The sequence below is a fragment of the Photobacterium panuliri genome (assembly GCF_059920555.1).
The window spans coordinates 2,141,210-2,166,481 of the sequence record NZ_CP197192.1; the positions used below are offsets into that span (position 1 = coordinate 2,141,210).

General features: G+C 46.5%; 18 protein-coding genes. 4 read left to right on the forward strand and 14 right to left on the reverse strand.

Annotated elements, in window-relative coordinates; translation table 11 throughout:
- The first annotated feature begins 5 nt into the window (after nucleotides 1-5).
- The gene (locus tag ACSF8X_RS09955; protein WP_500849821.1) at nucleotides 6-464 is read left to right on the forward strand and encodes a hypothetical protein; all 459 of its coding nucleotides are present in this window, start codon (nucleotides 6-8) and stop codon (nucleotides 462-464) included.
- Between the two features lie 80 nt (nucleotides 465-544).
- On the opposite strand, the gene ACSF8X_RS09960 is transcribed toward ACSF8X_RS09955, so the two are convergent.
- The 3 genes from ACSF8X_RS09960 to matP form a co-directional block, all read right to left on the reverse strand.
- The gene (locus ACSF8X_RS09960) at nucleotides 545-946 is read right to left on the reverse strand and encodes a PPC domain-containing DNA-binding protein (protein ID WP_047880191.1); all 402 of its coding nucleotides are present in this window, start codon (nucleotides 944-946) and stop codon (nucleotides 545-547) included.
- Between the two features lie 143 nt (nucleotides 947-1,089).
- Nucleotides 1,090-1,395: a DUF3634 family protein gene (locus tag ACSF8X_RS09965; RefSeq protein ID WP_047880192.1), complete on the reverse strand. Its 306-nt coding sequence runs from the start codon at nucleotides 1,393-1,395 to the stop codon at nucleotides 1,090-1,092.
- A 10-nt stretch (nucleotides 1,396-1,405) separates the two neighbouring features.
- Nucleotides 1,406-1,864: a macrodomain Ter protein MatP gene (gene matP / locus ACSF8X_RS09970; protein WP_047880193.1), complete on the reverse strand. Its 459-nt coding sequence runs from the start codon at nucleotides 1,862-1,864 to the stop codon at nucleotides 1,406-1,408.
- Between the two features lie 218 nt (nucleotides 1,865-2,082).
- Between matP and ACSF8X_RS09975 the strand changes: the two genes are divergently transcribed.
- Nucleotides 2,083-3,771, forward strand: coding sequence for an AAA family ATPase (locus ACSF8X_RS09975; RefSeq protein ID WP_500849822.1), 1,689 nt, complete (start codon nucleotides 2,083-2,085; stop codon nucleotides 3,769-3,771).
- 68 nt (nucleotides 3,772-3,839) lie between these two features.
- Nucleotides 3,840-4,355: a bifunctional 3-hydroxydecanoyl-ACP dehydratase/trans-2-decenoyl-ACP isomerase gene (gene fabA, locus ACSF8X_RS09980; RefSeq protein ID WP_047880195.1), complete on the forward strand. Its 516-nt coding sequence runs from the start codon at nucleotides 3,840-3,842 to the stop codon at nucleotides 4,353-4,355.
- Between the two features lie 182 nt (nucleotides 4,356-4,537).
- On the opposite strand, the gene rmf is transcribed toward fabA, so the two are convergent.
- The 10 genes from rmf to pepN form a co-directional block, all read right to left on the reverse strand.
- Nucleotides 4,538-4,711, reverse strand: a complete 174-nt coding sequence (gene rmf, locus ACSF8X_RS09985) for a ribosome modulation factor (RefSeq protein ID WP_047880258.1) — start codon at nucleotides 4,709-4,711, stop codon at nucleotides 4,538-4,540.
- Nucleotides 4,712-4,881: 170 nt separating this feature from the next.
- Nucleotides 4,882-6,957, reverse strand: coding sequence for a DUF3466 family protein (locus ACSF8X_RS09990; protein ID WP_500849823.1), 2,076 nt, complete (start codon nucleotides 6,955-6,957; stop codon nucleotides 4,882-4,884).
- Nucleotides 6,957-8,882, reverse strand: coding sequence for an ATP-binding cassette ATPase Uup (uup, locus tag ACSF8X_RS09995; RefSeq protein WP_047880197.1), 1,926 nt, complete (start codon nucleotides 8,880-8,882; stop codon nucleotides 6,957-6,959). The genes ACSF8X_RS09990 and uup overlap by 1 nt, the downstream gene beginning before the upstream one ends.
- On the reverse strand, nucleotides 8,860-9,126 hold the full coding sequence (locus ACSF8X_RS10000; protein ID WP_500849824.1) for a glutaredoxin family protein: 267 nt from the start codon (nucleotides 9,124-9,126) through the stop codon (nucleotides 8,860-8,862). The genes uup and ACSF8X_RS10000 overlap by 23 nt, the downstream gene beginning before the upstream one ends.
- Nucleotides 9,127-11,265 (reverse strand): bifunctional 23S rRNA (guanine(2069)-N(7))-methyltransferase RlmK/23S rRNA (guanine(2445)-N(2))-methyltransferase RlmL, encoded by a 2,139-nt coding sequence (rlmKL, locus tag ACSF8X_RS10005; RefSeq protein WP_500849825.1) that lies wholly within the window; start codon nucleotides 11,263-11,265, stop codon nucleotides 9,127-9,129. It lies immediately after the preceding gene.
- A gap of 1,104 nt (nucleotides 11,266-12,369) precedes the next feature.
- Entirely contained in the window at nucleotides 12,370-12,918 is a 549-nt protein-coding gene (locus ACSF8X_RS10010) for a cell division protein ZapC (RefSeq protein WP_047880200.1), read from the reverse strand.
- Nucleotides 12,919-13,176: 258 nt separating this feature from the next.
- Nucleotides 13,177-14,190: a quinone-dependent dihydroorotate dehydrogenase gene (pyrD, locus tag ACSF8X_RS10015; RefSeq protein WP_500849826.1), complete on the reverse strand. Its 1,014-nt coding sequence runs from the start codon at nucleotides 14,188-14,190 to the stop codon at nucleotides 13,177-13,179.
- Between the two features lie 249 nt (nucleotides 14,191-14,439).
- Nucleotides 14,440-19,269: an NAD-glutamate dehydrogenase gene (locus ACSF8X_RS10020; RefSeq protein ID WP_500849827.1), complete on the reverse strand. Its 4,830-nt coding sequence runs from the start codon at nucleotides 19,267-19,269 to the stop codon at nucleotides 14,440-14,442.
- A 496-nt stretch (nucleotides 19,270-19,765) separates the two neighbouring features.
- A complete protein-coding gene (locus ACSF8X_RS10025) occupies nucleotides 19,766-19,987 on the reverse strand; it encodes a DUF2835 domain-containing protein (protein ID WP_047880203.1) in 222 nt (73 codons plus the stop codon).
- Nucleotides 19,988-20,121: 134 nt separating this feature from the next.
- Nucleotides 20,122-22,743: an aminopeptidase N gene (gene pepN, locus ACSF8X_RS10030; protein ID WP_500849828.1), complete on the reverse strand. Its 2,622-nt coding sequence runs from the start codon at nucleotides 22,741-22,743 to the stop codon at nucleotides 20,122-20,124.
- A gap of 457 nt (nucleotides 22,744-23,200) precedes the next feature.
- Here pepN and pncB point away from each other — a divergent pair, with 457 nt between their 5' ends.
- Nucleotides 23,201-24,400: a nicotinate phosphoribosyltransferase gene (gene pncB, locus ACSF8X_RS10035; RefSeq protein ID WP_500849829.1), complete on the forward strand. Its 1,200-nt coding sequence runs from the start codon at nucleotides 23,201-23,203 to the stop codon at nucleotides 24,398-24,400.
- 78 nt (nucleotides 24,401-24,478) lie between these two features.
- Here the strand turns inward: pncB and ACSF8X_RS10040 are convergent, their stop codons facing one another.
- Nucleotides 24,479-25,135 carry a lipocalin family protein gene (locus tag ACSF8X_RS10040; RefSeq protein WP_047880207.1) on the reverse strand — a complete coding sequence of 219 codons (657 nt, stop codon included), beginning with the start codon at nucleotides 25,133-25,135 and terminating at the stop codon, nucleotides 24,479-24,481.
- Nucleotides 25,136-25,272: the final 137 nt, after the last annotated feature.

Here is a 25,272-nt window from a genome sequence, read left to right on the forward strand (position 1 = left end):
AGCAAATGCCTAACAAGGCCAGTGATCAACGAGCAGGCTATGGGCTTATGGGTCGCTCTAGCGATGATCTCGATTGCAATCATTTTCAAAAAACAGTCGAGATACCGCCGCGAGAGAATGCAATCATTATAATTGACAACAAACTCAATCTAACGATAATGCAATCTAGTCTGATTTTATGGCACTTTTTTATGGCAATTACTATTCGCAATATCGAAGAACACTACTACATGATTGAATCATTAAAAGAGCTCACCAATAGTAGTGTCACAACCAAAGCCTTAATTAAAGGTGGATACCTTGCTGTAGAACTAGGGCAAGCATTGGAAGATGAAAAAGCCAAAAGACAAAAAGCGGAAGATGAACTCAACGCACTTAAAGAAACAATCAAATCTTATATCAATAGTAAAAATGCCCTACAACATGCATTAACAGCTGACTTATCCAAAACGAAATCATCATAGAAAAGTTTATTAAGGCCACCAGCATAATGTGTGGTGGCTTCTTAATCTATCACAATAAGGTTAGATACCCTTCCCTTCGATTATCGACGCTTATCAATCACCAGTTCCGTAAACCCGGTAGCTAAATCAACTTCTCGAGAAAACACCATATTACCATATTCAACAAGACATATTTCAGCCGTATACGACACGATACAACCATCCATTAAATGGCCACCAGTCACCTTACCTTCTGCATCAGCAACAGAAATATGCAGGTGAACATGTTCGGGCGTCAACGTACCTGATAGGGTCAGAATTTCCAAAGGCCCTGACAATGTTATTTCATTCTTCTCATTGGCTAAACGAATCTCAGCTGCCGACAAACATCCTACACCACTGATTAACGAACCGGCCAGGATATGATGACCTTGTATATACGCAAGGACTGCTTGTTTTAAATCGTCACCCTGAGTCAGGCGAAATGCATGGGGAGTTAACATATCAGGTGTTTCCTTATCCTCTTTAGGGACGTAAGTCAGCGTGTTAAAGTCATCGGCAGCAAAAGCCGAATACGCTTACATAAAAAAAGAGCCTCACGAAGAGACTCTTTTATTATCCTTTAGCCGAAATGCTTATCAAGCTCTCAGGCCCGTTTACCGCGTTTTTTGGTATTCCCATTATAGGGGAACACATTATGAATACGTTGCTTGATCTTAGAAGGCACTGACTTGGAAAAGACCAGCTTAGTTGTAAAGCGGTTCTTATAGACTTTCACCTTGCCACTAAATGGCTCTTTATGGGCAATATCTTTACAGCCACGAAGAAAACCAACCGGAATATTCCCGGATTGCTTAACCAGCTTACCGTCTTCAAACACCAGTACCATGACAGGCCGGTCCCAGAACACCAGCAGGCACACCGCTACAGTCAGAAGAATCACGTATTCCATAGTACTATCCTTAGTCGAGATCGAAATCTAACAGTTCATGCAGGTCATTCTTAATATCCAGAACCTGCTTACTTGCTTGCTCGGTCTTATTCGATTCAGACAGCAAGTATTCAATGGTATCGGACAAGGTTGAATCAAGCTCTTTCGACTTCTCTGCCAGTTTTTCCCAAACACGAAAATCCAAATCAATAGACTTTTTGCGTGTATGAACCTGCTCGGCATTAAAATGACGCTTGCGTTTAGCGCGAATAGCTTGCTTGAGCTTATTCTCCAGATCCGGCGACATATGCTTACTGATCCACTTCAGCACCTTGGTTGGCTCATGCTCGATAGCAAGCAGCTCCTGAAGCGCTGCTTCTGCCTCACTGGTGTCAATGTAAGCGGTAATGGCTTCACCTTCTTTCCATTTCTTTACCAGGTAATTCCACTTCCAGCCGGCTTCCAAGTTTTCAAGTTGCTGATATTTCATTGTAGGCAGTGATTCTCGATAAGACTAAACTTAATAGTGACAGTGTAACTGCGTACTTGTAAAAGCTCAATTCTCTTTTGATATTTAAGCGTTTGTTTTTAAGTCGATCCCAACCAAATGGCAATTGATGAAAATTACCTTATCCATTCGCTATTATGCAGCTTTCGATTCCTTTATACTGCTGTCCTTTTCACACTAACAACTTAAATACAACGCTTATGCATGAAGAAACCTGGCGTACGATGACTCCGGACTACTCCGCTTATCAAGCCATCTTAGAACAGTATGGCGATCTCCAGCCTGCAATTACAGGCACCTTGCAAGATCGCCTTACCGATGCCGTACGCCGGTTTACCGCTGTAGAGCTTCAACCCCGAGTCCTCCGTATCACCGCACCTGAAAATAAAGTGTACCGTGACTACGTGATTGAACTATTGAACATACATGGTCAGCGTAACAACGAAGCGCCGGTGATTGTCTTTGGTGAGAATGTCACAGAGCAAAGCCTATTTGGAGCCGTATACCCGCCGGTTGAAGGTAGCATTACCAAGTCTCAGATCAAGCATGGCCTTGTTCACCAAGCCAATAATGGCTACTTGGTTCTTGCCGTAAGCTCTATCTTGGCAAACCCAAGCCTCTGGCCTCGCCTCAAAAGCGTGCTGATGAACGGTGAGTTAGAATGGCAAGCCGCTTGTAACAAGAAGCTCTACCCGCTTCCCCAGTCTGAACAACTTAATATCAAACTGGTTATTATCGGTGACCGGTATCTAATGGGTGAACTCGAAAACGCCGAACCAGATATCTCATCAGGGTTTACCATGTATGGTGAATTCGAGCAGGATTTGATCATCAACGATACAAACTTGCCGAAATATCTCACCTATGTAAAGGCCATTATCAACAAAGCCAAGCTACCCGACCTTGCCGACCGGCAGGCGATCGAAATGGTGCTGAAGACGGGGGCCCGTTATGCCGAAGACCAAACGCGAGTACCGCTGTGTCCTATCTGGCATCAGAGCCTCCTATGCGAAGCGGCCATTGAGTCACAGGGTAACGCCATTAGCGCCCAACATATCCAAGACTCCCTAGATGCGCGTGAGTACCGCGAGTCTTACCTGCCAGAGCGAGCAATTGAAGATATTCATCATGGCCAAGTCATTATCGACTGTCAGGGCGAAGAGATTGGCCAGGTCAACGGCCTTACGGTTGTCGAAGTGCCGGGACACCCTCGTGCCTATGGCGAGCCCGCGCGTATCTCTTGCGTGGTGCATTTTGGCGACGGTGATATTTCCGATGTCGAGCGCAAAGCCGAGCTAGCCGGTAATATCCATGCCAAAGGTATGATGATCATGCAGGCATTCGTGAGTACCGCCCTCGATCTCAACCAGCCATTGCCCTATTCGGCCTCTATCGTTTTCGAACAATCCTATTCGGAAGTTGATGGTGACAGCGCCTCACTTGCCGAGCTGTGCTCGCTAGTATCAGCCCTGTCTATGCAGCCTATCAATCAACAGATTGCCGTTACCGGTGCAGTAGACCAATTTGGCCGTGTACAGGCCGTGGGCGGCATCAACGAAAAGATCGAAGGTTTCTACAAGGTTTGTGCCTATCGCGGCCTGACAGGTAACCAAGGCGTTATCCTGCCCCAGACAAACCTAACCAACCTGTGTCTGTGTGATGAGGTTGTCGAGGCGATAAAAGCGGGTCAGTTCCATATCTGGACGGTTTCAAGCGTTGACGATGCCCTGCCGCGCCTGACCGGCAAGGTATTCCGAAGCGACGATGAAAACGACGATGATACGCTGCTGGCAAAAATTGCCGAACGTATTGATGACGTGCACCACGCGCTGGATGATCACCACGGTGGTTTGCTTTCTCGTCTTCGTCACTGGTTTGTCCAGAACTGATCCGAGTTGTTTAGCGTACATGTGTAAGCTAATTTAGCTCCATACTTTTCAAGGAGCTAAAAAGTCTGATGAAACGCCAGCAATCTTATAACTATGATGAACTTGTTGCCTGTGGTAAAGGTGAGCTTCACGGCCCTGACTTTCCGTCGCTGCCTTCTGACAACATGTTGATGATCGACCGTATTCTGACCATTACTGACGAAGGTGGCGAGCACGGTAAAGGCTTTATCCATGCCGAACTCGACATCAAACCTGATCTGTGGTTTTTCGATTGCCACTTCAAAGGTGACCCTGTCATGCCTGGTTGCCTTGGCCTTGATGCAATGTGGCAGCTTGTCGGCTTCTTCCTTGGTTGGGCCGGCGGTGAAGGTAAAGGTCGCGCTCTAGGCGTTGGCGAAGTGAAATTCACCGGCCAAATCCTACCTGAAGCGAAAAAGGTAACTTATGAAATTCAGTTCAAACGTGTCATCAACCGCAAGCTGATCATGGGTGTCGCCGATGGCCGAGTTCTGGTAGACGGCAAAGAAATCTACACAGCGAAAGACCTGAAAGTGGGTCTGTTCAAGGATACATCTGCTTTCTAACCCATAGATGTTCCTTCCCCCACTAATATCTATTGGTAACACTATAAAGGCCGCACCTGATGCGGCCTTTTCTTTATCGGTCGCCTATAGCCTACTCAGTAGCAGAACCTAGAAATTTGAGGCATAAAAAAGCCCCTGTTCCTAATAGGGGCTCAATAAGGGTGATATGAAGGGAGGTTTAATTATTTAAACAGGCCAGATTGCAGATCTTCTCTTGCTTCTCGCCAGCCACCTAGCCAGTTTGTACGGGCATCCGTAGAATGATACGGACAGTCTTCACTGGAACGACCATTGATACCGGCTTTATAGCCCTGAGATTGTGCGCGCTCCAGACGATCCCGCTTTTGTCTCTTCATAGTTCGATCCTCATCCTTATTTGTTTCATTCATTACTATTGCATAATGATGGAGCTTTTGTGACTCCACTTATAAGAATTAGCCAAATGGACTTGGATATCAACCCTTATAAAAAAACAGGCCCACGATATGTGAGCCTGTTAGTACTTCAAACAATGTTGACAGAAAACTTACTTACGGCGACGGAAACCCAGCAAACCTAGCACGGATAATGCAAGGAAGCCCAGAGAACCACCCTCACGCTCAATGCTTTCTTCTCGCTGTGGACGTGTCTGCACCGATGGAGACTGTCCCGCATCGATTGGGATCAGCTTAACCGCAACAATACGCTCTGAACCCGGCTGACCACCTTTACAGAACGAGTCTTTCGACAAATCGTCATAACCGCCATCACACTTGTAGGCCGTTGCTGAGATCACACCCGCATCGTTAATGTCAGACGCATCAAAGATACGGAATTGGTTAGCCACACCACCCTTGTTGCCATCATTGACCAGATCATCAAGGAAGTAGACATCACCACGCTTCAATGCCGCAGATTCAGGGATTTCGCCCATTGCATAGGTGAAAGCACGCTGACGACGGAAACGACCGTCTACCTGGTTAACAGATTCCGCATCCACACGGCCAACAATCTGGTTATTGTTGTTGATTGCCGCAGGGAAACCATTGGCGCCTTCAAAGAACAACGGGGATACACCGTTATTCAAGAACGTCGGTGACGATGCATTGGCAGCGTTATCATAAACAAACATGCGCTCGGTATAAGAGCGGTTCTCGGAAAGGTTGTTCTTCGCAACACCGATAACCATGTTCTTATCGTTAATATCTGTCGCCATACTGAAAACTAGCTTGCGCTCATCGTCAGACTTAATCGACAGGCCTGGAATGATCTTGCGTGTCCATTTCTCGTTGCCGCTAGCGAAATCAGCTGATGGCTCATACACAGCAGCGCGTACTGCGTAGTAATCACCCTCTACGGTATTACCCACACCATTATTCACTGAGTCAGTCGTAAAACCTGCTACCACAGGCTTACCCTGCACCAAACTTACGGCACGAGCAGACGCTTGGAACGAACGCTTGTTTTCGTCAGGATCCTGCGCCGGGTATTCGCGACCACGCCCGTCAACACGGTCAGCCAAGGCCTTCGCCGTTACAGCACCTGTTGTACCATCGACACTCCAGAACACAGCATCATTGGCAAATACCGATAGCTGACACTCCTTGGTACCGAAAAACTCGGCCAAGTTATCGCCTTTCTTAACACAGCTCTTGAAGGCATCAAAACTAAAGCCAGGATCGGTATCGTTGTTCTTGTCTGGTACCTTGTCTTCATCATCGAACTTACTTGGCGAGAACGAAGCACTACCAACCACCAAGCGACTGCCATCTGACAACGTAACCGAATCCCAAGCCAAGCTCTGACCCGCATTTTGCGTCATCGCATTGCCTTGCACCGGATCCAGGCGCACTTCATTGCCACCGAGGTTTACAAATCCACGCTTATCAAACTGGCGGGCATTACGGTCACCATTAGAGAAATAGGCCCCCGTCGTTACCCCTAGGAAATCAGAACCTGTATCATCAATGATCTGGTTGATAACGGAATCATTAGATTGTGTTGAACTAATAGTACCCAACACACCCGTTACCGCAGGATCATAACCTTCACTCTTGTCGGCAAACGTCTCGATTGGCTGCATGGTATTACCACTTTGCTCAATCATTGCGGTTGTATTGGCAAAATAACCGTTATTCCACGATTCTTGCTCACGCACCATACCGCCGATACCAGTACGATCGGTAGCATCATCGGTATTGTAACCTTTACCGTAATAACGCGTCAGCGCCCAGTCACCACAGGTATTCGGCCCCAAACGGGTTTCACAGTAACGCTGCAGACTTGGCCTATCAACGATATGCTGTAAGTTGTCACTGATATAAGCCACTTCATCACGAATCGGCACACCTTCAGAACCCAAACGGCTCTCACCTGCCAACGGGAAGCTGGTTTCATTACAGCTTTGAGCAAAACAGTTTTGTGCCGAGCTTGGCGCAATCGCTTCACCGTAAAACTCAACATTCTGTCTTAGACGGTCATTTGAGACTTCAGGGTAATACTGCTGATCAGCAACAGAGCTATCACCGGTTACCTCAACAACACGGTAAACTGCAGCATTGGCGCTTGTCGCACCGGCTACCATAAGAGCCAGTGCTGATAGTTTTAACATTTTATGTTGCATTAAGATTCCTTCTGCATTGCTTCTAGTTCTTCCCAACGTTCGAATGCCTGTTCAAACTCCGCCTCTGCCTCACTCAAACGAGACAGCACAGCCTGAGTGTCATTCTTCACATCTTGGAAGAACGCAGGATCATTAATTTTTTCCTGCAACTCAGCAATTTCATTTTCCAGTTTTTCAATAAGTTGCGGCAGCTCTTCCAGCTCTTTCTGTAACTTGTAAGAGAGTTTCTTAACCGTACGCTGGCGAGCTTCTTGGCGCTGTTGCTTGTTCTCTTCTTTCTTCTTTGCCTGTTCAATTTGCTCGGCTTGCGCCTTCGCCCTTTGACTCAGCGAGTTCGCACGCTGCTCCTGCGCGTCATGATAGCCGCCGACGTATTCGTCGATCACGCCATCACCTTCAAAAATCCAGCTTGTCATCACTGTATTATCGACAAATTGACGATCGTGGCTCACAAGCAGCAAAGTACCCTGATAATTGGCAAGAATTTCTTCCAAAAGTTCCAAGGTTTCGATATCCAAATCGTTGGTTGGTTCATCGAGTACCAACAAGTTATTTGGCTTAAGGAACAATTTTGCGAGTAGAAGACGGTTTTTCTCACCACCAGACAACGCTTTTACCGGAGTACGGGCACGGCGAGGATGGAACAAGAAATCTTGCAAATAACCTAGCGCATGGCGAGTACGGCCATTAACGGTTACTTCCTGCTTGCCGTCAGCAAGGTTGTCCATCACCGTTTTCTCAGGGTCTAGCACTTCGCGGTACTGGTCAAAATACGCCACTTCCAGCTTGGTACCACAATGGAAGTAACCCTGTGCCTCCAAGTTGCCCAGCATGATCTTCAACAGCGTACTCTTACCACAGCCGTTAGGACCGATAAGCGCAATACGATCGCCGCGCATCACATTAAAGCTAAAGTCTTTGATGATTGGTTTATCATCGTAGCTATAACTGATGTTCTTCGCTTCGAAGACAATCTTGCCCGACGTGCTGGCTTCTTGCAGCTGCATGTCTGCCTTGCCTACTACATCGCGGCGCTCGCTGCGTTCACGACGAAGCTGCTTAAGGGCTCGAACACGGCCTTCATTACGGGTACGACGGGCTTTGATACCCTGACGGATCCACGCTTCTTCCTGAGCAAGTTTCTTGTCAAACTCAGCATTTTGCTCCGCTTCTACGCGCAGCATCTCTTCCTTGGCATCAAGATACTGTTCGTAATCCCCAGGGAAAGATGCCAGCTGACCACGATCCAAATCGACAATACGTGTCGACATAGACTGAATGAATGCACGGTCGTGAGAAATGAAAACAATCGAGCCCTTGAACTCTTTCAAGAAGCCTTCAAGCCATTCAATGGTTGTTACATCAAGGTGGTTGGTCGGTTCGTCAAGCAGCAGAATATCGGGATCACAAACCAGCGCACGGGCCAAAGCAGCCTTACGCTGCCAACCGCCTGATAGATCCTTGAGCAGTACACTCGGCTCAAGCTGCAAATGCTGCAACACCGAGGTGATTTTGTTATCAAACTGCCAAGCATCCGCATGTTCAATCTGCTCTTGGGCACGAGTCAGCTTAGCGAAATTCGCATCGCTTGGCTCACGAGTGATCAAATCCAGCAGGTGGTGGTACTCTTTAAGCACCTTACCAATCTCGGCAAGGCCCTCAGAGACAAAATCAAATACCGTACCTTCAGCATCACGAGGTGGATCCTGTTCAAGACGCGATACACGCAGTTCCGACTGACGCTGGATGCTGCCGTCATCAAGCAGTACATCGCCCGAAATTACCTTCATCAAGGTTGATTTTCCGGCGCCATTGCGCCCTACCAAACATACTCGTTCGTTAGGTTGAAGGATAAACTCTGCTTTATCTAGCAGTGCATGATCACCGTACGCCAACTGGGCGTTACTGATATGAATTAAAGCCATTGTTTTTTAACCATGATGCCAGCAACTCGGCGTCAAAAGGCCAGCCGAGCTCCGGGCTATGTTGTTCAGAATTGGAAGATTGGAGAGAAAGTACTGGGATTGTAGTGCCGTAACGTGAAAACAACGCATCATCAAAGGCGATATCGACCACCTTGATATTCTCAGCCACACCAGCACGAACGAGCAGGCTATAAGCCTGCTCGCAAAGGTGACATCCTGTTGTGCTATATAGCGTGATTAGCACTTACCCTTCCTTGTGAGTAACAATCCAGCAGTTATGGATATGCTTGTTGCGACCGAAGTCCAATGGCAACGTTTTATCAGAAATGTTCTTCGCTTGTAAGCCAAGTTCTTCAAGTTTCTCGAAATCCATCTTGAATAGACGCTTATTATTCGAGAAAACAATCTGGCCATTCGGACGTAGCATACGCTTGAGGTTTTCCATCAACATGATGTGGTCACGCTGGATATCAAAACTTTGGGTCATACGCTTCGAGTTCGAGAACGTTGGCGGATCAATGAAAATCAGATCAAACGTTTCGTCCACCTGCTGCAACCACTGCAAGCAGTCCGCTTGGATAAACTGGTGCTGGCGGCCGACCTGACCGTTCAGTTCCATGTTCTCCTGTGCCCAACGAAGGTAGGTATTAGACATATCAACCGTTGTCGTTGACTTCGCCCCACCGACTGCGGCATGACAAGTTGCAGAACCGGTATAAGCAAACAAGTTCAGGAAGTCTTTGCCAGCTGACATCTCACCCAACATACGACGAGTGATGCGGTGATCAAGGAACAAGCCTGTATCCAAGTAATCAAACAAGTTCACTTTCAAGTCAACACCGTACTCGTTCACCACCATGTGACGCTCAGCACTTGATAGCTTCTGATACTGGCTCTTGCCTTTCTGGCGTTCGCGCACTTTCAGTACCACTTTGCTGCTATCAACACCGGTTACCTGAATCGTGGCACGCATGATATCCATCAAACGGCGACGCGCCATTTCTTCTGGTACCGTTTTCGGCGCAGCATATTCCTGAATAACGATATAGTCTTGGTACTGGTCAATCGCCGCATTGTAGTTTGGCAAATCGGCATCATACAGGCGGAAGCAATCCAAACCTTCTTTCTTGGCCCATTTACCCAACTTACCAATATTCTTCTTCAGACGGTTGGCAAAATCCGGTGCAACTTCGGTTTCTTCAAGACGACCTTCGGCCTCACCTTCAACATGCTTTACGCCACCAGCAGTGATCAGGTAGGTTTTCAGGACACAATCAAGCGCACCGTTGCGCAATTTGAACTGCTTGTCAGCACGCATGCGCAGACAGCTCAACAATTCATTGGACGACGAGTAAATAGCTGCCGTACAACCTGCAAACGCCAGTTTCAAGCGATTGCCAAACAAAGTGTACAAAGAAATCAACTCTGGTGTCGTACCCAAACGCTCACCGTAAGGAGGGTTACAAAGGATCACCCCCTCACTGAAGCCTTCAGGGCAAACCAACTGCGTTGCATCACCATGCTGGAAATCAATCAGATCTTTCACACCAGCACGACCTGCGTTGTCGCGGGCAATACTCAGTACGCGCTGATCTTTTTCGATACCGAAGAATTTAGTTGTAACAGTCGCAGGACCACGGCGGGCTTTCACCGTCGCCTCGGCATGGATTTCCATCCAGGCTTCTTTATCGAAATCTTTGAATGACTCAAAGCCCCAACGCTTACGCTTAAGCCCCGGTGCGATGCCTGCCGCAATCATTGCTGCTTCAATCAGCAACGTGCCCGAACCACACATAGGATCGAGCAGCGGTTTATCAACCGTCCAGCCTGATTTCAGTACCAGTGCCGCCGCGTGGGTCTCGCGCAATGGCGCTTTACCCGCTTCGCTACGGTAACCGCGCTGATGAAGACCACTACCTGCCATATCCAGGCCCAATACACCCTTTTCACCTGATAGACGCATGTGTACACGCAGATCAGGACGTTCGCGGTCAATATTAGGGCGTGGAAGATCGGCCTTGGTAAAACGGTCAACGATGGCGTCTTTCACTTTCATCGCGCCATATTGGCTATTGCGAATTTCACGGTTAGTACCGTTAAAATCAACAACAAACCGTGTGGTATGGCTAAATTGCTCCATCCAATTTACGGCTGTTGCGCCTAGGTACAGATCCATATCGTCACGAACGTCAAATTCGCTTAGCACCAAAATGATACGGGAAGCCAGACGCGTCCACAGACAGCAGCGATACGCTTCTGCCTTCTCTGCTTTAAAACGTACACCAGCATGAACAACTTTGATGCTCTGGGCACCCAGTTGCTCAAGCTCTTGAGCCAAGAGGTTCTCAAGACCTCGAGATGTAATAGCTAGATATTGATTCATGGGGTTCTTTTCGCGCTTATGTTGCGAAGAATTATAACTGAAAACAGACCAAATACCTTGCACCAGAAAGAACTTAAATGCCTATTTAGCTAAAAAAACAGCAATCGCCTGTTTTACCCCTATTCTCAACTGAGCCCTTCGAAAGTAAACACACTACAGATTGTAGCTATCAGGCAACAATCTAGTGCGCACCTTCGCCAAACAGAGGTAGCAACAATATCCTCCCTTCCTCTTAGGCGGCACACCCAACATAGTTTCCACAGATAAACAATAGATTTTTATTGTTTATTTTCAACTGCTTATCCGATTTATTTTGACTTTATTTGTCGAGAAAAACCTTTAAATAGATGCTCATTAATCACTTCCTATGCCATTGTTATCCTACCAATCACCATTGGTTTCCTTTTGGGAAAGATTGAGGATTGGCACACCAGTGGATAAAAAATCCATAATGAAAATAAATTACAGATAACAACTAAATGAGGAAATAAGGTAATTGGTGTTGTCTTTTTGTGGGTAAAATATGGGTGTTTTTTTGTCCTGATCTCTAAAATTAAGACAAAAAAATTATTCAACAATAATAAAAAAATACGAGCAAGATCACTTTAGGCACGGTTATTTTGTGTAAGGAAAGAGGTTAAATATCCTAATAGTGGCTAAGATATAGGCACCAAATTGCCAAATAATTGACATCTAACGATGACCAGCCCCTCCTCGCATAAGAGAGAACGACCCGCAGACTATGTCTTCATAAAGCACATAGATCTACATATCGTAAGGTTGTCCAGAAGAAGGTATTAGCATGGTCTTGTTGTGACAGCGTCACGAATATATCCGGCAAGCAGAGAGAATGGTATATAAGGTATCAGTCAAGATAGCGAAATACGGACGTGTCTGCATAACTGTATGGCGTCATTAACGGCATGACTATCATGATGGAAACAGGCCGCATAGATACAATTGACTAACGACAAAGAAGATATGAGATAGGAAGAGAAAGAAGATGGCCGAGAGGAAAGATTAAGAAAACAAAAAAAAGAAGCCTAGCTTCTCAATGTATAAGATGGAAATGGATAGCGACTCTTTACTCCAACGGGGAAATCACTACCCCACCAGCGCAAAGCTAACCACAGGCTGTTCGATATAAACTTCGTATTCAGACATACGGTCATTCATCACCTTAATCAGCTCACAAAACGCCATTTCCTTGCTTGTTGTAAGGGTCAAGCCCTCAACCGAGGCCAGCATACACAAACTAGCACAACCGCTATTCTCAATAATCAAGAAATTACCCTTCCCATCTTTGGTTGTTAGGGTCACAACATCCCCGGTTTGAGGGACACAATTTGCGTTGCTCGACTCAAAGAACCAGCTCTTAGGCATCATTGGTTTATGGAAACGGCTTGCGGCAACAGCAGTCAGGGCCAATTCGGCCTTTCTCGGAGGAGAAAGATCTAACTGGTTGATGCCTTCAAGGTAGGTTTGATAAGTAGTTGCATCATCAACCGTGAATACGCTTTTCGCGAACGCACACGGGATAAGATGCTTGGTCGGAATTGAAACACGGAAAACCATTTCATCGCCAAGATCTAGCATCAAAGCGTCAACTTTCTGGTCGTAATACCACATCCATGAATTGTTAGGTTTCAACATGTTATCGCTCCAAACCTTCTCCGTAACATCAAATTGTCCAACACTTGAAACAACTCTAGGAGAATTTTACTTTGCTCAACTCAAATAAAAAGAGGAAAAATATTCGTGAAAACGAATGCAACTTTATGAAAGTTTGACAATTTACACTAAAAATCTCTTTTGTCATAAGCATTTAATAAAAAAAAGTGCTTGTGATTAAATCACAAGCACATCTTTATTCTACCAATTTAAGTGACAAGGTCACGTGAATCTGAGTATTTACTCTAAGCCCATCACAATATCTTTCACCAATTTAGGCCCGTGGTAGATAAAACCGGAGTAAACCTGAACGAGGCTAGCCCCTGCCTGGATCTTCTCACGAGCGGCAATGGCCGAATCAATGCCACCTACCCCGATAATTGGCAACGCACCATCCAGAGCTTCAGCAAGCAAGCGAATGACCTCTGTACTGCGATTTTGTAGCGGACGGCCACTCAAGCCCCCCATCTCATCACAATGCGGCATTCCCTGAACCAAAGTACGATCCAGTGTCGTATTGGTTGCAATCACCCCATCAATCTTATTCTTGATCAATGACTCTGCAATCTGACGAATTTCATGATCCTCAAGATCTGGCGCGATCTTAAGCGCCAACGGGACATATTTACCATGCTTTTCCGCTAGTTCGCTTTGCTTTTCTTTTAGCTGGGCCAGTAACTCATCCAGCATCTCGCCATATTGCAGTGTACGCAACCCAGGCGTATTCGGTGACGAGATGTTTACCGCAATATACCCCGCGTGCTCATACACCTTCTCCATGCAGATCAGGTAATCTTCCGCGCCTTTTTCCAATGGTGTATCTTTGTTTTTACCGATATTAATCCCAATAACGCCGTCATATTTGGCTTTCTTGACATTTTCAATCAGATTATCAACACCTAGGTTATTAAAGCCGAAACGGTTAATAATCCCTTCCGCAGGAATAACGCGGAACAAACGAGGCTTATCATTACCCGCCTGTGGACGAGGCGTTACCGTCCCCACTTCCACAAAACCAAAGCCCATAGCACCAAATGCTTCAATACATTCGCCGTTTTTATCAAGGCCTGCAGCCAAACCAACTGGATTTTTGAAGGTAATGCCCATTACTTCAACTGGGCGATCAGGAACGTGTTGACGATAGAAGAGATCGAGAGGAGTGCCGGTGAAGCGAGAAAAATTCTGAATAGCAAGATCATGTGCTTTTTCAGCGTCCAGCTTAAAAATTGCAGATCGTGCGAGGCGGTAAATCATTGTACCTCCTATAAAAGCCCCGTATAAACGGGAGGACATTATTCCTACTTTACCCTCTTAGTTCAACGTTTATTTTCTGCATTCAACGCGAATTTTCGTTATATAGTTATCAAATATCAAAATTACTGTCTTGTTTCACATTAAAAAAGCAAACGTTTAACCTAACTCCCCCATTTGAACAAAAGGCCACATGACATTGCCATGTGGCCTTCTCCTATAATCGGCTACATCCAGACTACGGGGTTAAGTTTAGCCTGCGGGTCGGCAATTCAAATTAAGCAACATCAGCTCACGCAACGCCACCGAGAACTTAGCAAACTCATGCGTCGTTCCTACTTTGAATTCTGCCAATACGGTATTCCAACGCTGTATAGCCGGACGATGGACTTCCAGCCAGTTTTCAATCAAAGCTTCAACATTATCCCCATTCACACCACTCGTGATCACCGCCAATGTTAGCTGCCGCTGCTGCCAATCAAGATCCTCCCGGAACGAAGCTCTGGCCAACGCTTGCCAGTGGTTCTCAACCGGCTGGTTATGAACCTGCTTCAAGAACCAATGCAATGACAAGTCAGCCCCAATCACAAAATAAACATGCGCAATAAAGTCGATGTCCTTATCTAGCTGACTGGCAATCTGTGCTATGTCCATTGCCGAGTACAAACTGCTCAGACGCGCAATGTTATGCGCCAATTGGTCGGGGATGCCCTGATCAAGCATCAACTGTGCCTGCTCGTTATGCTCTTGCACCTCTTCAGTGACAAGGTAACGCTCTAAATTCTCCCTTAACCGATTGATGACCGGTTGATAGAAAGCGATCTGCTGCTCGATTCCCAACGAACGGTCACGATTACGCAATATCCATCGAGTCGCCCGGCGCAACATTCTACGGCAGCGATACAACACCTCGTATTGCACGTTTGCCGGGATAATGTTGTCTAGCGCTCTTACTTGTTCAAAATACAACTCAAAGTTAAACAACGCACGCCCGACAGAATAAGCAGAAGATATCTCTGCCACTGTTGCCCCTGTCTCTTCCTGAAGCCGCGTTACGAAGTTGCAGCCCATTTCATTAGACATTTGATTGGCCAGCGAGGTTGCAATTAACTCCCTACGCAGTGGATGCTGCTCCATTTGCAGCTGATACTTCTGCCTGAGCTCTTTAGGGAAATAGGCCGGTAACAAACGGGCATGATACGGATCACTTGCTACCTCGTCGGTAACCAGTTGCTCCTTCAAAACCATTTTTCCATAGGCCACCAGCACAGCTAGCTCTGGTCTGGTCAGGCCCATTCCCGATTTTTCTCGCTCCGCGAGGGTATCGTCATCAGGCAAGTATTCTAATACCCGATCCAACTTACCTTCTTTTTCCAGATGGTGGATAAAGCGGATCTGCTCTTTGAGCAGCAAGACCTGCTGCTGCTGAGTCACCGATATGGATTCGCTCTGGAAGTAGGCATCATCTAAGACAATCTCACCGACCTCATCTTCCATGCGCTCCAGCAACTCATTACGCTGCTTGTAGGTAAGATCCCCAGCGACAACAAGGCTGTTTAGCAAAATTTTGATATTAACCTCGTTATCCGAGCAATCAACGCCCCCCACGTTATCAATAAAATCGGTATTAACCCGGCCGCCATGCTTGGCATATTCAACCCGACCTAGCTGGGTCAGACCCAGATTCCCCCCTTCACCAACAATTTTTGCCCTAAGTTCGCTGCCATTGATCCGCAAAGCATCATTAGCCCGATCACCAACCTCGCTATGGCTTTCTGCCGATGCCTTGACATAGGTGCCAATCCCGCCGTTCCACAATAAATCAACATCCATTTGTAATATCAGCCGGATCAGCTCATTGGGCGGCATAACCTGTTTACGTGTCCCCAATAACTTCTGAACCTGTGGCGATAGCTTTATCGATTTGCTACGACGAGAGAACACGCCACCACCTTCCGAGATTAATGCCGAATCATAATCTTCCCAGCTTGAACGAGGCTGGTTAAACAAGCGTTCCCGCTCTTGCCAACTCGATGCGGCATCAGGATTGGGATCGAGGAAGATATGCATGTGGTTAAACGCCGCCACCAACTGTATATGCTTAGACAGAAGCATTCCGTTACCAAACACATCACCGGCCATGTCACCAATACCCGCACAGGTAAAATCCGTATTCTGGCAATCAATACCCAGTTCGCGGAAATGCCGCTTTACAGATTCCCAGCCACCTTTGGCAGTGATCCCCATCTTTTTGTGGTCGTAGCCATTAGAGCCGCCTGATGCGAATGCATCCCCCAGCCAGAACCGATAATCCTCAGAGACAGAGTTAGCCAGATCCGAGAATGTTGCCGTACCCTTGTCGGCGGCCACAACCAAATATGGATCATCCTCATCGTGGCGCACTACATTGGCTGGTGGCACAAGCTCGCCATCAATAATATTGTCCGTCACATCCAACAGAGCTCGGATAAAGCGTTTGTAACAACGCTGCCCTTCCGCCCAAATCTCCTCCCGGGTGATCAACTGTGGCTGCTTCTTGCAGACAAACCCGCCTTTGGCGCCAACGGGGACAATCACGGTGTTCTTAACCTGCTGGGCCTTAACCAAACCAAGGATCTCAGTACGGAAGTCCTCCTGCCGATCCGACCAGCGCAATCCGCCCCGGGCTACCTTACCGCCACGAAGGTGAACCCCCTCGATATCCGGCGCATAAACAAAAATCTCAAAGAACGGTACAGGTGCTGGGATCTCCGGGATGTCCGAAGGACGGAGCTTCAATGACAGCCAAGGCTTACAGTGTCCCTGCTCGTCGACCTGATAATAATTGGTACGCTGAGTGGCCAAGATCATATCCATATAACGGCGAATGATCCTGTCATCATCCAGACTCTCTACATGATCCAGCTTGCCATTGATCTTGGCGATATGATCATTAGCCGCCTTGTCACTATATTTACCCTTTGGCCTGAACCGCAACGCAAACAAACGGACGAGATCTCGGGCCAAGTCATGATGACCCGAAAGCGTTTCTTCAATATAGTGCTGGCTAAATGGAAAGCCCACTTGGCGCATGTAACGTGCGTAACTACGTAAGATCGTAATCTCTCTGCCCGTTAGCCCCGCACACAGTACCAGCCGATTGAAACCATCATTTTCCAGCTCCCCGTGCCAAATCGCCGAGAAGGCCTCTTGGAAGCGATCCCTCGCCTCTGACAAATCGATACCGGTACAAGCATTGTGGAGCATGGCGAAATCCAGTATCCAATACACCGTCCCCTTGGCGGTAACGACTTGGTACGGTGATTCACCAATCACCCTCAGCCCCAAGTTTTCCAGCATAGGCATCACATCAGACAAGTGGATGGGCTCTTCACGATGGAACAATTTGAGTTTCACAAAACGCGAGTCTGTAGCCTCTTCCTGCGGGCGATAAAACAGCATTCCGAGCTTGTTGGTTTCACTGAGGTTCTCCAGTCGCTCGATATCCGCAACCGCCGAACCGGGCAGCATTGCCTCCTTATAGGAACGAGGAAATGCCCGGGCATAATTTTTGGCCAGTAAGGTTCCGTTGCTCTCGCCAAAATTAGCGATTAAAGAACTACTCAACCGATCTTCCCATGAAGATGCCGCTTCAACGAGATTGTGCTCTATTGCTTTAACATCGACATCGAAATTATTGTTTTCAACCCGGACAATATAATGCGTACGCGCCAATGGGCTTTCAGAGAAAAAGGTCGTGAACTCAACATCTTGGGTTGAGCCAAAATAATCGCGCAACACTTCCTGCGTCTTACGCCTTAGCTCGGTGTTATAACGCTCTTTCGTCACATAAACCATGCACGAAAAAAATCGGCCGAATGGATCTCGGCGGATAAAAAGCCTCAGTAAGTCTCGGTCCTGCATCCGCACGACCCCCCAACCCACGTCGAGCATCTCTTTTTCTGTCGCTTGGATCAGCTCGTCACGCGGGTATGTCTCCAGCAAGTTGTTCAATGCCTTCCAAGAGTGCGAACCCGCTGGATAGCGGCTTTCCTCGAGGATCCGTGCGACCTTGTTGCTAATCAGGGGAATATTAGTTGTAGACTGATGGTAGGCTGTTGATGCGTAGAGGCCGGTGAAGCGATGCTCGCCGATGACATTGCCATCCTCATCAAAACGCTTGATCCCGATATAGTCGGTATAGGCGGGCCGATGAATCTTCGACTTGGCATTGCTTTTGGTCAAGATGAGCAATTCAGGCTTGCGGGCCTCGAAGCGAGCGGATTCCGGCAAAGACGAAAGCCGCAGCGATCGCACTTTATTGGGCTTACTTAACAGCCCCAATCCGGTGTTATGGCAGGGTCTTAATTCATAATCCCCTTCAATCGCCACCAGATCATAATTGTGATACCCCATAAAGGTAAAATTATGGTGTGTTACCCAATCCAGGTAAGCGATAGCCTCATCACGTTTATCAGTAGTAACGGGCAAAGAGGATGACTTGAGTTGCTCGACAATGCTTTTCATTTTGTCTTGCATCGACTGCCAATCATTCACGACAATATTAACATCAAGCAAAACCTGCTCGAGCTCCTGCTTTAGGGTCTTCAGCTCCTGCTTGTCATTGAGACGATCGACTTCAATATGGAAAAGGGTCTGGAGATCGCCGTCTTTACCACACGCTTCTTGAATATTGCCTTCGCTATCACGGCGGAAATAATAAGGCCCATTTAGCATCAAATGACTGGTTATTCCCAAACGAATCAATGTCATCCGTACTGAATCAACCAAAAATGGCCTATCCGGTGTAATAATTTCAACCACTGTATGAGTCGATTGCCAGCCATAGCGGCTAAGGGTGGGATTGTAGACCCGAACCGAAATATCCTTCGGATCATTTTGTACCAAATGATGCCATAAGCTCAGAACGGCACCGTACAAGTCAGATTCATTCCGCTGAAGCAGATCGTCTTCGGCAAGTTGCCCCAACAATCGCTGAGCAAACACTTCGACTAAAGGCTGCTGAGGGCTTTCAATCTTATCCTGAATCAAGCCATACACTTTCTCAAGCAACACCGGCACTATAGGGTCAGGTGCGGTCATAGCAATGCTCCATCTTTATAATTAATAATCAGTATAGAGTTTGGAACGCACTACCCGCACACATTGCCTGATGCTCAAATGATCTTGGGTAGGCGCGACATCGCCATTGTATGCATTTTGTTTAGTTTTAGTTACTGGAGACTGTTATTTTGAAAGGGAAATACTCTGTTATGTGACTAAGGTGGGAATTTTACATCTGCCAATATACCAATAGCAGCAAAAAATACCGGATCAAAAAATCTAATCTATAAACATATAAACCATTATTTTTAATGACAAAGCATAAAAAACATCGGCTTTTACGATCTAAGACCCAGTACAAATAAATACCTTTTACAAATTAAACCCTAACATTCATCGATAGTCATACGAAATAACATGTTAAACAAAAGATAAAATAAAGGTAGAAAGAGAATAGATTTGTTTGTCGATCACGATCCAGAATTTCGATCGATCCTGATCGAATGGAAACAGAATGATCAAGCCGACCTTGGCGCTACGCTAATTTCTCCAATTGCTGGAACTTGTTGTCAGCATTAACCGTCAGGCGGAAACGTCCTTTAATACCCAGCTGGGTCAAATACGGACGAAGCCGTGATGCCGGCAGCTGTAGCTTAAGGCCGTTATCAGTAACAACCAATACCGTACTCGCCGCACCGGAGTAATAATTCAGGTAGTCATTGTAGGTAACGTGAATTGAAAATGTATAGGCATTCATCTCTTGTATCCCAAAACATCCATATAGAGATCGCCCGATAGTATTTTTCGTTGCAACCCCCTTAGCCAATAAAGAAAAAGGCGCAGTTTCACACTGCGCCCCTAGTCTACCTAAAGCTCTAGCCTATAGACAACTTACAGATCCAGTGCCTTCTGTACTTTTTCATACAGATCTTTCGCCAGATTATCCAACTGCGACAAGCTCTCAAGTTCAGTTCGCATCAATGCCTGACGCTGCTCATCATATTGACGATATTTGAGGAATGGCTCAATCAAACGCGATGCCACCTGCGGATTGCTGGTATTCAGTGCCTTCAGGATTTCCGTCAGGAACTGGTAGCCAGAACCATCTTTGGCATGGAAACGAACTGGGTTGTTTGCACAGAAGCTTGCCACCAAACTACGGGTTCGGTTCGGGTTCTTCAAATCAAATGCCGTATGCTTCATGGTTTCACGTACATTGGCAAGTGCATTTTCGCCTGGGTTCTTACCTTGCAGAACAAACCACTTGTCCATAACCAAGCCATCATGCGTCCACTTTTCACTGAAGTCAGCCATCTGAACTGCACGACATGGTAATTGGGCATCGTTGGCTGCAGCCATTGCCGCAATAGTATCTGTCATGTTGTCAGACTCAGCATACTGCTTAGCTACCAGTGCATCACCCTGTTCGGTATAAGCTAAGTACGCCAAGCAAGTATTGCGTAAAGCGCGCTTGGCCATTGCCTCATGATCAATACTGTACTCGCCCTGATTCAGCGAATGGTACATTGCCGAAAACTCATCGGTCATCGCATTCGACAACGAGGTTGTCACATTGGACAATACCTTGTTGATCGCATCCACATCAACGATATCATACCAACCAGCAACTTCGTTTTCGCTTGGCAGAGTGAGCATTTCAGCAATAAAGGCTGGATCCAATGTCTCATCAAGCAATACGCCGCGGAACGCATCGATTACAGATTCAGGCAATTCGAATTGCTCACCCTGCTGGCTACGTGCAACATTCGCCTTAATGTATTTAGCCAGCAAAATCTGGCCGGCATCCCAACGGGCAAACTCATTGCGGGCATGCACCATCAAGAAGATCAGCTCTTCATCGGTATAGTCGTACTTCAGTACAACAGGCGCCGAAAACTCACGAAGCATAGAGATAACGGGTGCTTCGCCGACATTTTCAAACTCAAACACTTGCTCGGCTTCAGTCACATCCAATACGCTATGTACTGGCTTACCGTCCATTTCCAGTGCAATCACCCCACCTTTCGAATCGTAAAGCTCGATATCGAATGGAATATGAAGTGGTTGTTTCTCAGCCTGATCAGGCGTTGCCGGTGTATGCTGCTTAACAGTGACACGGTAACGTTTCTGTTCTGCGAGGTATTGCGTCGCGACTTCCACAACCGGCGTGCCTGATTGGCTATACCAGCGACGGAATGTCTCAAGGCTAATACCCGAGGCATCTTCCATTGCCGCGACAAAGTCATCACAGGTCGCTGCGGTGCCATCATGACGCTCAAAGTACAATTTCATACCGGCCTGGAAGTTTTTCTCACCCAGCAAGGTATGCATCATACGGATCACTTCGCTACCCTTCTCATACACAGTCAGTGTATAGAAGTTATTCATCTCAATTACTTTTTCTGGACGAATAGGATGCGCCATCGGACCACGGTCCTCAGCAAACTGAGGGCCGCGCATAATGCGAACATTGTTGATTCGGTTTACCGGGCGAGAGCCAAGATCTGACGAAAATTCCTGATCACGGAATACCGTCAAACCCTCTTTCAGGCTTAGCTGGAACCAATCTCGACAAGTAACACGGTTACCGGTCCAGTTATGGAAGTATTCGTGGCCAATTACCGCTTCGATTCCCTGGTAGTCAGTGTCTGTCGCTGTCTTTGAGTTTGCCAATACGAACTTAGAGTTAAAGACATTCAGTCCTTTGTTCTCCATTGCGCCCATATTGAAAAAATCAACCGCGACAATCATGTAGATATCAAGATCATATTCAAGGCCGAAACGCTCTTCGTCCCACTTCATAGAATTGATCAGAGATGTCATCGCGTACTCGGCACGATCCAAGTTGCCCTTATCGACAAAAATCTCCAAAGCTACATCACGGCCACTTACCGTCTTGTAGCTGTCACGCAATACATCAAAATCACCCGCAACCAGCGCAAATAGGTAGCTTGGTTTCGGGAATGGGTCTTGCCATTGCACCCAGTGGCGGCCACCTTCCAACTCACCGCCATCAATACGGTTACCATTACTTAGCAGGAATGGGTATTGAGCTTTATCAGCAATAACCTTGGTCGTAAAACGTGCCAATACGTCTGGACGATCCTGATAATAGGTAATACGACGGAAACCTTCAGCTTCACACTGGGTACAGAATGCCCCACCCGATTTGTAAAGCCCTTCCAGTGCGGTGTTTGCCTCTGGGTTGATTTCAGTTTCAATCAACAGGTCAAACTGTGCAGGCAGGTTGTTAATTAGCAATTTTCCGTCTTGCTCAAGATAGTCCTGCCAGTCATTGCCGTTGATTTGCAAGCGAACCAAGGTGAGCGAATCGCCATCAAGTTCCAGAGAGGTTGCCGCTTCATTCAAGCGAATCACCTTACTATTCGCAACAACACGCGTTGCGGTATCGTAAAGGTCAAACACTAAATCTAGATCGGTAATGGTAAAATCCGGAGACTGGTAATCAGAGCGGTATTTCGCTGTTGGCTGGATAAAAGCTTGGTCGGCCATAATAATTCCTTCTATGTTCCGCGATGCCATCATAATGGCTGAAAAATTCAAGATGCGGTTATATGTCCATTATTCTGCGTTTGACGCCATCAAACAAGCTGATTCCCCATCATTGGCGATATGTTTCTCATTCACACTTACGAATGCTGAAAGTTTGCACGCTTATGCAGTTCTTTTCGCCAACTCCAAGTCCACTTATGGCGCATTCTATTGTCTATACTTATATGACGAACAGTAATGTTTACCTAAATCAAACCTAACAGCAAGATCGATTTAAAAACATCCCATTAACACAAAGTATTATATAACTACAAAAAACACCCGTTAGGCTTGTTGTTAGTGCCATTTCGGCGTATCGTACTGTCCCTAAAAAATGCAACTATCTGAAACATTTTGAGGCAACTCAAGCTCAAAATAAGGTAAAATCTCCGGATTGGAAAATACAACCACATACGTTATGAATCATTTTGGACACATTGGGATTATCGATTCCCTGCTTGATACTGATGCATATAAATTGCATATGCAGCAAGCAATTTTTCACCAATATCCGACTGTTGAAGCAGTGGCCGAGTTCCATTGCAGAAGCAAGGAAGACCTACGTCCATACAGCCAAGAGATTCAAGAGCAAATTGATCGTCTATCCGGTTTGTCTTTCACTGAAGACGAGATCGCCTATCTCTCGACCTTATCTTTCTTCAAAGCGGATTACCTTGAGTTTCTTAAAACTTTCAAACTAGACAGTAAACAAGTTCACATTGACCGCGACGGTGAACAACTAGCCATCACGATTCGTGGCACTTGGTTAGATATCATTTTATGGGAAGTACCGTTACTTGCCATCATCTGTGAAGTTCGCTGCAAGCACTTCTACCCTGAATTGACTGCTGATGACGCCATCGAGCAGTTAAAATCAAAATTAGCAGACTTCTACCAAAAAGCTGATGCAGAAGGCATTAACCTTGATGCTTTCTCGCTGGTGGATTTCGGTACACGCCGTCGATTCTCCAAGGCCGTGCACCATCGTGTTGTCGAATACCTTCATAATCATGTTCCTGAATTCAAAGGCACATCGAACTACCATCTGGCGCGCACCCGTAACCTGACCCCTGTGGGAACGCAAGCTCATGAATGGTTCCAAGCGCACCAACAGCTTTCTGGTGAACTTGCTGATTCACAACAGCTGGCTCTTAACCGCTGGCTTCAAGAATATCCAGACAGCCTAGGTATTGCCCTAACCGACTGCATCAACATGGATGCATTCCTGCGTGACTTCGACCTTCGCCTGTCAGAGCGATTTGTCGGCCTACGCCATGACAGCGGTGATCCTATTGCCTGGGGCGAAAAAGCCATAGCACATTATGAAGAACTGGAGATTGATCCTAAGACAAAGTCACTGGTCTTTTCTGATAGCCTGACCCTTAATAAGGCGTTGGCCATCTATAAACATTTTGCTCATCGTATTAATACCAGCTTTGGTATCGGTACACAGCTAACCTGTGATCTTCCAGGGGTCAAAACCCTGAATGTCGTTCTCAAACTTACTGAGTGCGAAGGACGACCAGTTGCCAAAATTTCAGATGAACCGGGCAAGAGTATTTGTCGTGACGAAGGCTACCTAAGCCAATTACGACAGGCATTCCAAATTGTTAGCTAAACATCATCTGTTAACGGATCAATAAAAAACCTCCCAATGGGAGGTTTTTTATTGATAAGAGGCCCGCATTTAACCCTGCTACTCTCTTCGCATAACAGCTTCCATACCAAATTGCTTGTTGGTTAATGTTAGGGTGTCACTCCCAAGGCTAAACTGACTATCTTGCTGACCGTCTTCATAAATCAAAACAATGCGATCATCCTCGATGTAGTAAATCCCTCTGTGCTCTTTTTTCTTGCCATCTTTACCTGAAACTTCAGCTGAGAATAAAAAGTCTGGCCGTAAAGAGATAGAAAGCTCAGAGACCGCATCACCGACATCTTGCCCTGAAATCTGCGCCGAACGCCAATTACCTGGTAAATTCTCTGGAGCCAACTTAGTAAAACGTGCGCCATCAAGTAAGAACTGATTGTAGCTTAGCATATAGCTATGCTGTTGCTCCGGCTGGCCACGAGATCGAAAGGTTACCGTTGTTTCATCAATATCATAGATGCCACTCCACTCATCAACGCTACCATCCACCTGCAGCAAGCGAATAACAAAACGGTAATCAGATTTGAATTTCACATTCATCGCACGATAACTTGCCCCTTCACTCTCAACGCCTTCATCTGTATTGCTAAACCAATACCAGTCACCAAGCAGCAAGGGATAATCGAACTCTGTTAGATCAGAGGCTTTAGCGTTAAATGTTGCAAATATCAGTAAAATGGCAACCAGTAACGACTTATTCATAAGCACTCCCTCTTCCAGACAGATTCATTACCTATCTTTAACCCTAGCCTTCATTTTCAAGGAGTGATGAGAAATTCGATGAATATCACAGATATGATCACATTCGTCTCGCAAATGAGACATGAGCTATCAAAACC

Bases quoted from the DNA above. Each gene is read 5' to 3' on its own strand.
- pncB (WP_500849829.1), top strand. From the start codon at position 23,201: ATGAATCATTTTGGACACATTGGGATTATCGATTCCCTGCTTGATACT.
- rlmKL (WP_500849825.1), bottom strand. From the start codon at position 11,265: ATGAATCAATATCTAGCTATTACATCTCGAGGTCTTGAGAACCTCTTG.
- ACSF8X_RS10040 (WP_047880207.1), bottom strand. From the start codon at position 25,135: ATGAATAAGTCGTTACTGGTTGCCATTTTACTGATATTTGCAACATTT.
- matP (WP_047880193.1), bottom strand. From the start codon at position 1,864: ATGAAATATCAGCAACTTGAAAACTTGGAAGCCGGCTGGAAGTGGAAT.
- fabA (WP_047880195.1), top strand. From the start codon at position 3,840: ATGAAACGCCAGCAATCTTATAACTATGATGAACTTGTTGCCTGTGGT.
- ACSF8X_RS09975 (WP_500849822.1), top strand. From the start codon at position 2,083: ATGCATGAAGAAACCTGGCGTACGATGACTCCGGACTACTCCGCTTAT.
- pepN (WP_500849828.1), bottom strand. From the start codon at position 22,743: ATGGCCGACCAAGCTTTTATCCAGCCAACAGCGAAATACCGCTCTGAT.
- ACSF8X_RS10025 (WP_047880203.1), bottom strand. From the start codon at position 19,987: ATGAATGCCTATACATTTTCAATTCACGTTACCTACAATGACTACCTG.
- pyrD (WP_500849826.1), bottom strand. From the start codon at position 14,190: ATGATTTACCGCCTCGCACGATCTGCAATTTTTAAGCTGGACGCTGAA.
- ACSF8X_RS10010 (WP_047880200.1), bottom strand. From the start codon at position 12,918: ATGTTGAAACCTAACAATTCATGGATGTGGTATTACGACCAGAAAGTT.
- ACSF8X_RS10020 (WP_500849827.1), bottom strand. From the start codon at position 19,269: ATGACCGCACCTGACCCTATAGTGCCGGTGTTGCTTGAGAAAGTGTAT.
- ACSF8X_RS09965 (WP_047880192.1), bottom strand. From the start codon at position 1,395: ATGGAATACGTGATTCTTCTGACTGTAGCGGTGTGCCTGCTGGTGTTC.
- ACSF8X_RS09990 (WP_500849823.1), bottom strand. From the start codon at position 6,957: ATGCAACATAAAATGTTAAAACTATCAGCACTGGCTCTTATGGTAGCC.
- rmf (WP_047880258.1), bottom strand. From the start codon at position 4,711: ATGAAGAGACAAAAGCGGGATCGTCTGGAGCGCGCACAATCTCAGGGC.
- ACSF8X_RS09960 (WP_047880191.1), bottom strand. From the start codon at position 946: ATGTTAACTCCCCATGCATTTCGCCTGACTCAGGGTGACGATTTAAAA.
- uup (WP_047880197.1), bottom strand. From the start codon at position 8,882: ATGGCTTTAATTCATATCAGTAACGCCCAGTTGGCGTACGGTGATCAT.
- ACSF8X_RS09955 (WP_500849821.1), top strand. From the start codon at position 6: ATGCCTAACAAGGCCAGTGATCAACGAGCAGGCTATGGGCTTATGGGT.